Origin of the sequence: Actinomadura nitritigenes (assembly GCF_017573545.1) — a bacterium.
In the GTDB taxonomy this organism is placed as follows: domain Bacteria; phylum Actinomycetota; class Actinomycetes; order Streptosporangiales; family Streptosporangiaceae; genus Spirillospora; species Spirillospora nitritigenes.
Genome location: NZ_JAGEOK010000052.1, coordinates 41,650 through 49,789, shown reverse-complemented (window position 1 = coordinate 49,789; position 8,140 = coordinate 41,650). Strand labels below are relative to the sequence as shown.

Sequence of the window (8,140 nt, the reverse complement as noted above, 5' to 3'; positions counted from 1 at the left end):
GGGGGTGGGGGGGGGGGGGGGGGGGTGGGGGGGGGGGGGGGGGGGGGGGGGGGGGGGGGGGGGGGTGTGGGGGGGGGTTGGGGGGGGGGGGGGGGGGGGGGGGGGGGGGGGGGGGGGGGCGTGTGGGGGATGTGCAGGCCGGGTCGAGGCGCGCGGGGGCCGTGCCGAACCTCGGTGTGGTCCGGGGCAGCGGGTCGCCGGGCCCGGGAGGCGCCGGGGACGGCCTGCTGCTGAGCCTCAAGCGGGCCGCCGCCGCGCTGCGCGACGCCGGGATCGAGTACGCCCTGGCGGGCGGGTTCGCGGCGTACGCGCACGGTGCGGCGGTGTCGACGCACGATGTGGACTTCGTGGTGCGGAAGCGGGACGTCGAGGAGGCGCTCGCGGCGCTCGCCGCGGCCGGCATGGGGCACATGGACAGCCCGGAGAACTGGCTCGCCAAGGTCTGCGACGGGGAGCACCACATCGACCTGATCCACACGCCGTCGGGACGTCCGGTGGACGGTGCGCTGCTGGGGCGGGCCACGGAGATGGCGGTCGGCGCGGTGTACATGCCGGTGCTGCCCGCGACGGACCTGGTGGTCATGCGGTTGATGGCGTTTAGCGAGACGGCGTGCGACTTCAGCGGGTTCCTGCATGTCAGCCGGGCGTTGCGGGAGCAGGTCGACTGGCCGTACGTGGCCCAGGAGACGGGGGAGTCGCCGTACGCGTACGCGTTCCTGACCCTGCTGTCCCGGCTCGGCGTCATCGAGAGGGGCGTGCCGTGAACGAATACCTGCCGGCGCACATCCAGGAGACGCTCGCGGCGCGCGCGCACGAGCTCGGTATCCGCGTGGACGTGCGGGGGAACGTGGTGCATCTGCGCGGGGAGGTGGCCAGCGAGGAGCAGCGCCGGGAGGTCGAGGAGGCCGCCCGGGTGGCCGCGGAGGGGCACGAGATCTGCAACGAGGTGCACGTCGTCGCGGTGCCAGAGCCCGATGGGGAGGAGAGGCTGTCATGATCCGTGTGGCGGCGGCCGGGGACCTGCACGTGGGGGCCGACATGGCCGGGGTGTACCGGGGAGGGCTCGGGCGGCTGGCCCGGCAGGCGGACGTGTTCCTCGTCGCGGGTGACCTGACCAGGCAAGGGACGGTCGAGGAGGGCCGGGTCGTGGCGGGCGAGCTGCGCGACCTCGGGGTGCCGGTGATCGCGGTGCTGGGCAACCACGACTACCACTCCGACCAGCAGGACGGGATCGCCGACATCCTGCGGGAGGCGGGGGTGACCGTGCTGGAGGGCGACGGGACGGTCGTGGACTGCGACGGGGGACGGCTCGGCGTCGCGGGCGGCAAGGGTTTCGGCGGCGGGTTCGAGGGCAAGTGCGCGAGCGACTTCGGCGAGCCGGAGATGAAGGCGTTCATCCAGCACACGAAGGCGTTCGCCGACCGGCTCGGCACCGCGCTGCTGGAGCTGGACGCGGACGTGCGGGTGAGCCTGACGCACTACTCGCCCGCCGAGGACACGCTCGAAGGCGAGCCCCTGGAGATCTATCCGTTCCTCGGGAGCTACCTGATGGGCGAGGCGATCGACGCGGCGGCCCCGGCGCTGGCGGTCCACGGGCACGCGCACAAGGGGACGGAGAAGGGGATGACGCAGGGCGGCGTCCGGGTGCGGAACGTCGCGCTGCCGGTGATCCAGCACGCCTACGCCCTGTACTGCCTGGAGCAGCCGGAGGCGGCGGGCGCCGGACGTGCCGAGGAGCGCGTCTCGGCGTGGTGACCGCCCGGGGTCAGGATCTCAGGAGGTCGATGACGGCCCGTTCGACGGGGCCTTGGGTGGCGAGTTCGCCGGGGGAGGCGTCCACGCCGAGCTTGGTGAGGGCGGGGGCGATCGTCCGGCCGGACTCGTAGAGGGTGATGACGCGGGGGTCGATGTAGGAGGCGCGGGCCACCGCCGGGGTGTTGCCGAGGTAGGCGGCGACCTCCTTGACGACGCGGACGACGGCCTTGTGGCGCGCGGTCTCGCCGGTGCCGGCGCGGGTGGAGACGGCGAGGCCGACGGCGGCGAGGACGGTGGCGTGCCAGGTGCGGAAGTCCTTGGCGGTGAAGTCGCCGCCGGTCACCTCGCGGATGAAGGCGTTGATGTCGGAGGCGGTGACGTCGTGCCAGCCGTTGCGCGTCCGGTAGGCGAGGAGTTCGGGGGAGCCGTCCTTGCGGCGCTTCAGGCCGGTGACGACCTTGCAGACGTTCTCCTCCGCGACGGACTGGTAGCGGTACTTCGAGCCCTTCGCCGGGTACTCGAAGGCGACCTCTCCGCGCCGGCAGGTGACGTGCTCGCGCAGGACGGTCGCGAGCCCGTACGTGCCGTTCTCCGCCGCGTACTCCTCGCTGCCGATGCGGAAGAAGCCGAGGTCGACGAGCCGGACGGCGGCGGACAGCACGCGCTCGCGGCGGTAGCCGCGGCCGGCGAGGTGCCCGGCGAGCGTCTCGCGGACGTCGGGGAGGCGTGCGGCCAGCTCGAGGACGTGGTCGTGCTTCTCGCGGTCGCGCTGCTCGCGCCACGCCTCGTGGTACAGGTACTGGCGGCGTCCGGCGGCGTCGGTGCCCATCGCCTGGATGTGGCCGTCGGCGTCGGGGCAGATCCACACGTCCTGCCAGGCGGGCGGGATGACGAGGGCGCGGATGCGTTCGCGCTGGGCGGGGTCGGACAGGGGGCGGCCGTCCGGGCGCAGGTAGGTGAAGCCCTTGCCGCACCTGCGCCGCGCGAGACCGGGTTCGGAGGGGTCGCTGCGCTGGAGCTCCATGGGCGCCTCAGCCGGGATGGATCTCGCCGCCGGCCGGCACCAGCGTCTGGCCGGTGTAGTAGGACGACTGCCGGTTCGCGGCGAAGAAGACGTAGGAGGGGGCGATCTCGTCGGGGTCCGCGGGGCGGCCCATCGGGGCCTGGCCGCCGAAGCCCTCGACGCGTTCGGCGTCGAAGGTGGCGGGGATCAGCGGCGTCCAGACGGGTCCGGGGGCGACGCAGTTGACGCGGATCTCGCGGTCCATGAGGTTCTGCGCGAGGGAGGTGGCGAGGGTCATCGCGGCGGCCTTGCTGGCGGCGTAGTCGATCAGCGTCTTGTTGCCGCGGAGCCCGTTGATGGATCCGGTGAAGACGATGGACGACCCGGGGCCCATGTGGTCGAGGGCCTCCTGGACGGTCCAGAACAGCGCGTACACGTTGACGGCGAACGTGCGCTGGAGCTGCGCGTCGTCGATCTCGCGGACGTCCTTGACCGGCGTCTGCGTGCCGTGGTGCAGGACGAGGACGTCGAGGCCGCCGAGGTCGCGGACGGCGTGCTCGACGGTCTCGCGGCAGTGCCGCTCCTCGGCGAGGTCGCCGCCGAAGGTGAAGCAGCGGCGGCCCTCGGCCTCGACGAGGGAGGCGGTGTGCCGGGCGTCGTCGTCCTCTTCGAGGTAGGTGAGGGCGACGTCGGCGCCCTCCTTGGCGAACGCGACGGACACCGCGCGGCCGATGCCCGAGTCGCCGCCGGTGATCAGAGCGCGCCCGCCGTCGAGGAGACCGCTGCCGGCGTAGCCGCGCATCTCGTCGCGGGGCTCAGGCGTCATGTCCCCCGTGCGTCCCGGGTAGGACTGGCTCTGTGCCGGAGGTTCGGTCATGCACCCACGGGTGCCCGAGGCGTTCCCCGGCAAACGTTCGCCGTATTGTGACCCCTGAGTAACATCGCGCCCGGGCAATCTGCCGGGGTGTGAGCAGAACGCCGGGATGACGTCTGGGTAACATCATCCCGAACCACATTCGGTCCCTCACGTAAGGTGCTGCTTATGGACCTGAACGGAGTTTCCGCCGTCGTATCCGGTGGCGCGAGCGGCCTCGGTGAGGCCACCGTCCGCGCGCTGGCCGCCGAAGGCGCCAAGGTCGTCGTCGCCGACATGAACGAGGACAAGGGCAAGAAGGTCGCCGACGAGGTCGGCGGCGTCTTCGTCAAGACCGACGTCTCCAGCGAGGAGCAGGTGCAGGCCGCCGTCCAGGCCGCCGTCGACACCGGCGCCCCGCTGCGCGTCATCGTCAACAGCGCCGGCATCGGCTGGGCCTCGCGCACCGTGGGGCGCGACGGCACCCCGCACGACCTGGCCTCCTACGAGACCGTCATCCGGGTCAACCTGATCGGCACCTTCAACCTGATGCGCATCGGCGCCGCGGCGATCTCCAAGACCGAGCCCGCCGACGCCGACGGCGCCCGCGGCGTGGTGATCAACACCGCGTCCATCGCCGGCATCGAGGGCCAGACCGGGCAGATCGCCTACTCGGCCTCCAAGGGCGGCATCATCGGCATGACGCTGCCGGCCGCCCGCGACCTCGCCGCGATCGGCGTCCGGGTCAACACCATCTGCCCCGGCATCATCGACACCCCGATCTACGGCGAGGGCGAGGCCGCCGACGCGTTCAAGGCCAAGCTCGCCGCGCCGGTGCCGTTCCCGAAGCGGATGGGCAAGGCGTCGGAGTTCGCGCACCTGGTCAAGTCCCTCATCGAGAACGACTACATGAACGGCGAGACCATCCGTTTCGACGGTGGCATCCGCTTCCAGCCGAAGTGAGGCACTGAATGACCGACGCTGTATCGCCCGAGGGGGGGCGACCCCCCACGCCCCCCGGCAACGACGCTGTTCTCACCGAAGAAGACGGCGCCGTCCTCATCATCACCATCAACCGGCCGGAGGCCCGCAACGCGGTCAACGGCGAGGTGGCGAAGGGGATCGCGGCGGCCCTGGACGAGCTGGACTCCCGCAAGGACCTGTCCATCGGCGTCCTGACCGGCGCCGGCGGCACGTTCTGCTCCGGCATGGACCTCAAGGGCTTCCTCACGGGCGACAACCCGACCGTCGAGGGCCGCGGGTTCGCCGGCATCACCGAGCGCCCGGCGGCCAAGCCGCTGATCGCCGCGGTGGAGGGCTACGCGCTGGCCGGCGGCTGCGAGGTCGCGCTCGCCTGCGACATGATCGTGGCGTCCCGGGAGGCCCAGTTCGGGCTGCCCGAGCCGAAGCGCGGCCTGGTCGCCGCGGGCGGCGGGCTGCTGCGGCTGCCGCAGCGCATCCCGTTCCACATCGCCATGGAGATCGCCCTGACCGGCGACAAGTACCCGGCGGAGCGGATGGCCGAGCTCGGGTTCGTCAACCGGCTCGCCGAGCCGGGCGGCGCGCTCGCCGCGGCCAAGGAGCTGGCCCTCAAGGTCGCGGAGAACGCCCCGCTGGCGCTCGCCGCGACCAAGAAGGTCATCGTCGAGTCCGCCGACTGGTCGTCCGCCGAGGCGTGGAAGAAGCAGCAGGACATCACGCTGCCCGTCTTCATGTCCAAGGACGCGCAGGAGGGCCCGGCGGCCTTCGCCGAGAAGCGCAAGCCGAACTGGAAGGGCGAGTGATCGCCTTCCGGTGACCGCGCCGGACGCCCGGAGCCGCACCGGCTCCGGGCGTCCGCCGTTTTCGGGGACCCAGGAGGTCGGCGGGGCGCGCGGGGCCGGGGTGCGGCCTGTTCTGGCCGTCCGGAAAGTCGCTCTTACCCGGAAGTAAGTCTTCCCGTACCCTTTGGCGTGCGCTTGAACTGATCTTGGGAGCTCTCATGGGACGGAACGCGGTGTGCGCCGCGGCCCTGGCGATCGCCTGCGGCGCCGGAACGCTCGCCCTGTCCGCCGTGCCCGCCCAGGCCGCCGGGTGGAGGAACGTCGGCGGCGCCGGGCTGAAATACGACGGCAGCCTCGACCGCGTCGACTTCGGCGCGACGAACGCCGGGTGGGCGGTCGGCGCCGCGGGCTCGTTCTTCAGCCCCCAGACGAAGATCGCCAAGTGGAACGGGTCGGGGTGGGTCGCGCAGGCCGCCCCGGTCGGGTTCACCCCGACGGACGTCGCCGTCGCCAGCGCGAGCAAGGCGTGGGTCGTCGGCTACAACATCGGCGGCAACGTCGGCCTGTACTGGAACGGCACCAAGTGGAGCAAGGTGCCCTACCCGCTGGTCGGCCTGGCGAGCCAGGTCGCGGCCGCGCCGGACGGCACCGCCTACTCGGTCGCGGGCGTCGACCCGGCCGCGGGCGGCCTCAGCGCCGTCCTGCGCTGGACGGGCACCGCGTGGGCGGACGCGAAGGTCCCGCTGCCCGCCTCGTCCGCGATCACCGCCGTGGACGTGAAGTCGAAGAACGACGTGTGGCTGGCCGGGTCGACGTCCGCCACGGGCACGTCCGTCACCGGCCTGGTGATGCACTACGACGGCAAGGCGTGGAAGCGGATCGCCGTGCCGGGTTCCCTCGGCGTCCCCGCCTACCAGGGCACCCTGTACAGGATCGTCGCGAACTCGCCGACGAACGTGTACGTGCTGCGCGTCCGGCAGAACGCCCAGATCACCAACGCGATCCTGCGCTACAACGGCACTTCCTGGAAGACGATCAACACCCCGCTGAACACGGCCGGCATCGGGCTGTCGGCCGACGGCAGGGGCGGCGTGGTGATGCTGCCGGTCACCACCGGAAGCAAGACCCAGTACATGCACTACAACGGCACGTCGTGGACGACCCTCAGCGGACCCGCCCGCAGCGGCACCGTCCAGGCGTCCGACGCCGACGCCCGCCCCGGCACGACGGCGGTCGTCAGCGCGGGCACCGCGACGCAGACCGGCAAGAAGGTGCCCTTCATCGAGTACTACGGCTGACCCCGCCCCATTGAGGCCGGCGTACGGCCGGCACCGCGGACTGCGGCCGACCCCGGCCGGCCAGGTCCGGACGCCCGTCCCGTCCACCCCCGGGACGGGCGTTCGCGCGTTCCGGACCCGTTCAAGGCCCGTCGCACGCCCGCTCCGCCGGCGCGGTCAGGTCAGCAGAGACCGGCCGGGCTGGACGTGCGGCAGAGGTTGCGGCGGAACCGGTTGGTCCTGCTGCCGCTGTTGTCCACCAGGTCGAACGGCGCGTTGCCGCGGACGACGTTGAGCTGGACGAGGTTGTGGCGGGCGGGCCGGTTCAGCGGCGGCGTCCCGCGGAAGAGCACGATGCCGCCGGAGTACGGCAGCTTCCCCCGGTTGTCCATCACGACGTTCTTCTCGACGACGTTGTGGTCGCCGCCGAAGAACAGCACGCCGGTGCCGCCGAGCGGCGGTACCTCCTCGTGCGGAGCGCATTCCCGGCTGTTCCTCGAGACGTTGTTCCTCCACACCTTGGTGTTGCCCTGGCCGCCCTTCTGGCCGTCGTCGACCAGCGCGACTCCGACGCAGTTGCCGACGAGGTCGTTCTCCCACGCCCTGACGTTGCGGGCGTGCCGGACGAGGAGACCGATGGCGTTTCCGCTCGACCGGTTCCCGGCGACGATCGTCCCGTGCGCGTCGGCGATGTCGCCGACGTAGAAGCCGGCCTCGTCACCGTTGTCGAGGGCCCAGTCGTGCACGAACCGTCCGCGCGTCGAGTTGAATTCCGAGATTCCGTACTCGCCATTACCGGTGGCGAGGACGCGTTCGACGGTGAGGCGGTCGGTGAATTGGCCGAAGACCCCGTTCTTCGCGAACTTCCGCACGATCAGGTCCCTGACCGTGACGCCCCTGACGGGGTGGCCGGGACGGCCGATGACGCAGATGCCGGTGCCGGCCCACTTGACGGCGGCGCAGTGGTCGGTGCCGCCCGGCCGGAGCACGGTCTTGTCGCCGGCGCCGCGGATGGTGAGGCGCTTCCTGACGAGAACGCCCCCGTCATACGTCCCGCGGAGCAGTCTGATGGTGTCGCCGGGCCTGGCCCGGTCGACGGCCGCCTGGATCGAGTGTCCCGGACGCACCACATGGGTGCGGGGCCCGTGCCCGTACGCGCCGCCGTCCTGCGCCGACGCCTGCCCTGCGGTCGCGAAGGGGGCGAGCCCGGCCAGCACGGCGACGACGCCGGCCGGACCCGCGGTAGTCCATCTCATCCTGTTCTTTCTCCGTTTCTGGCTGATATGCGGCCCGCGGGCGACGCGTGCGCTCGCGGCACGGTCCGCGGAGTTCCGCGGGAACCGCGCAGGTCATTCCGTCAGCCCGGAGAAGCAAACATCTGAGGATTTTTCGCGGGTCGGCCGAGTTTGCCGTCGCTTTCGGTATTGCCGAGTTTTCGCCGTCGATCAGCCGAGATGTCGCTCCGACATGACGGCCCAAAGGCTCACTT

The 8,140-nt window shown here is 72.0% G+C and carries 9 protein-coding genes; 6 read left to right on the top strand and 3 right to left on the bottom strand.

From position 1 onward, the window contains the following. The first annotated feature begins 161 nt into the window (after nt 1-161). From J4557_RS45520 to J4557_RS45515, 3 genes are read left to right on the top strand one after another with little or no spacing between them, the layout of a single operon-like run. A complete protein-coding gene (locus tag J4557_RS45520) occupies nt 162-764 on the top strand; it encodes a nucleotidyltransferase (RefSeq protein WP_307800587.1) in 603 nt (200 codons plus the stop codon). Beyond that, nucleotides 761-997, top strand: coding sequence for a BON domain-containing protein (locus J4557_RS50475; RefSeq protein WP_307800586.1), 237 nt, complete (start codon nt 761-763; stop codon nt 995-997). Before J4557_RS45520 ends, J4557_RS50475 begins: the two co-directional genes overlap by 4 nt. Then, entirely contained in the window at nt 994-1,755 is a 762-nt protein-coding gene (locus tag J4557_RS45515) for a metallophosphoesterase family protein (protein ID WP_208273562.1), read from the top strand. The genes J4557_RS50475 and J4557_RS45515 overlap by 4 nt, the downstream gene beginning before the upstream one ends. A gap of 10 nt (nt 1,756-1,765) precedes the next feature. Here the strand turns inward: J4557_RS45515 and J4557_RS45510 are convergent, their stop codons facing one another. Then, nucleotides 1,766-2,779: a DNA topoisomerase IB gene (locus J4557_RS45510; RefSeq protein ID WP_208273560.1), complete on the bottom strand. Its 1,014-nt coding sequence runs from the start codon at nt 2,777-2,779 to the stop codon at nt 1,766-1,768. Between the two features lie 7 nt (nt 2,780-2,786). Next, entirely contained in the window at nt 2,787-3,635 is an 849-nt protein-coding gene (locus J4557_RS45505) for an SDR family oxidoreductase (protein WP_208273557.1), read from the bottom strand. Between the two features lie 165 nt (nt 3,636-3,800). Between J4557_RS45505 and J4557_RS45500 the strand changes: the two genes are divergently transcribed. The 3 genes from J4557_RS45500 (at nt 3,801) to J4557_RS45490 (ending at nt 6,672) form a co-directional block, all read left to right on the top strand. After that, nucleotides 3,801-4,574, top strand: a complete 774-nt coding sequence (locus tag J4557_RS45500) for an SDR family NAD(P)-dependent oxidoreductase (RefSeq protein WP_151539976.1) — start codon at nt 3,801-3,803, stop codon at nt 4,572-4,574. 8 nt (nt 4,575-4,582) lie between these two features. Further along, nucleotides 4,583-5,395: a crotonase/enoyl-CoA hydratase family protein gene (locus tag J4557_RS45495; RefSeq protein ID WP_208273555.1), complete on the top strand. Its 813-nt coding sequence runs from the start codon at nt 4,583-4,585 to the stop codon at nt 5,393-5,395. Nucleotides 5,396-5,592: 197 nt separating this feature from the next. Continuing rightward, nucleotides 5,593-6,672, top strand: coding sequence for a hypothetical protein (locus tag J4557_RS45490; protein ID WP_208273553.1), 1,080 nt, complete (start codon nt 5,593-5,595; stop codon nt 6,670-6,672). A gap of 161 nt (nt 6,673-6,833) precedes the next feature. Here J4557_RS45490 and J4557_RS45485 read toward each other — a convergent pair whose 3' ends face one another. Further along, the gene (locus J4557_RS45485; RefSeq protein WP_208273550.1) at nt 6,834-7,907 is read right to left on the bottom strand and encodes a right-handed parallel beta-helix repeat-containing protein; all 1,074 of its coding nucleotides are present in this window, start codon (nt 7,905-7,907) and stop codon (nt 6,834-6,836) included. Nucleotides 7,908-8,140: the final 233 nt, after the last annotated feature.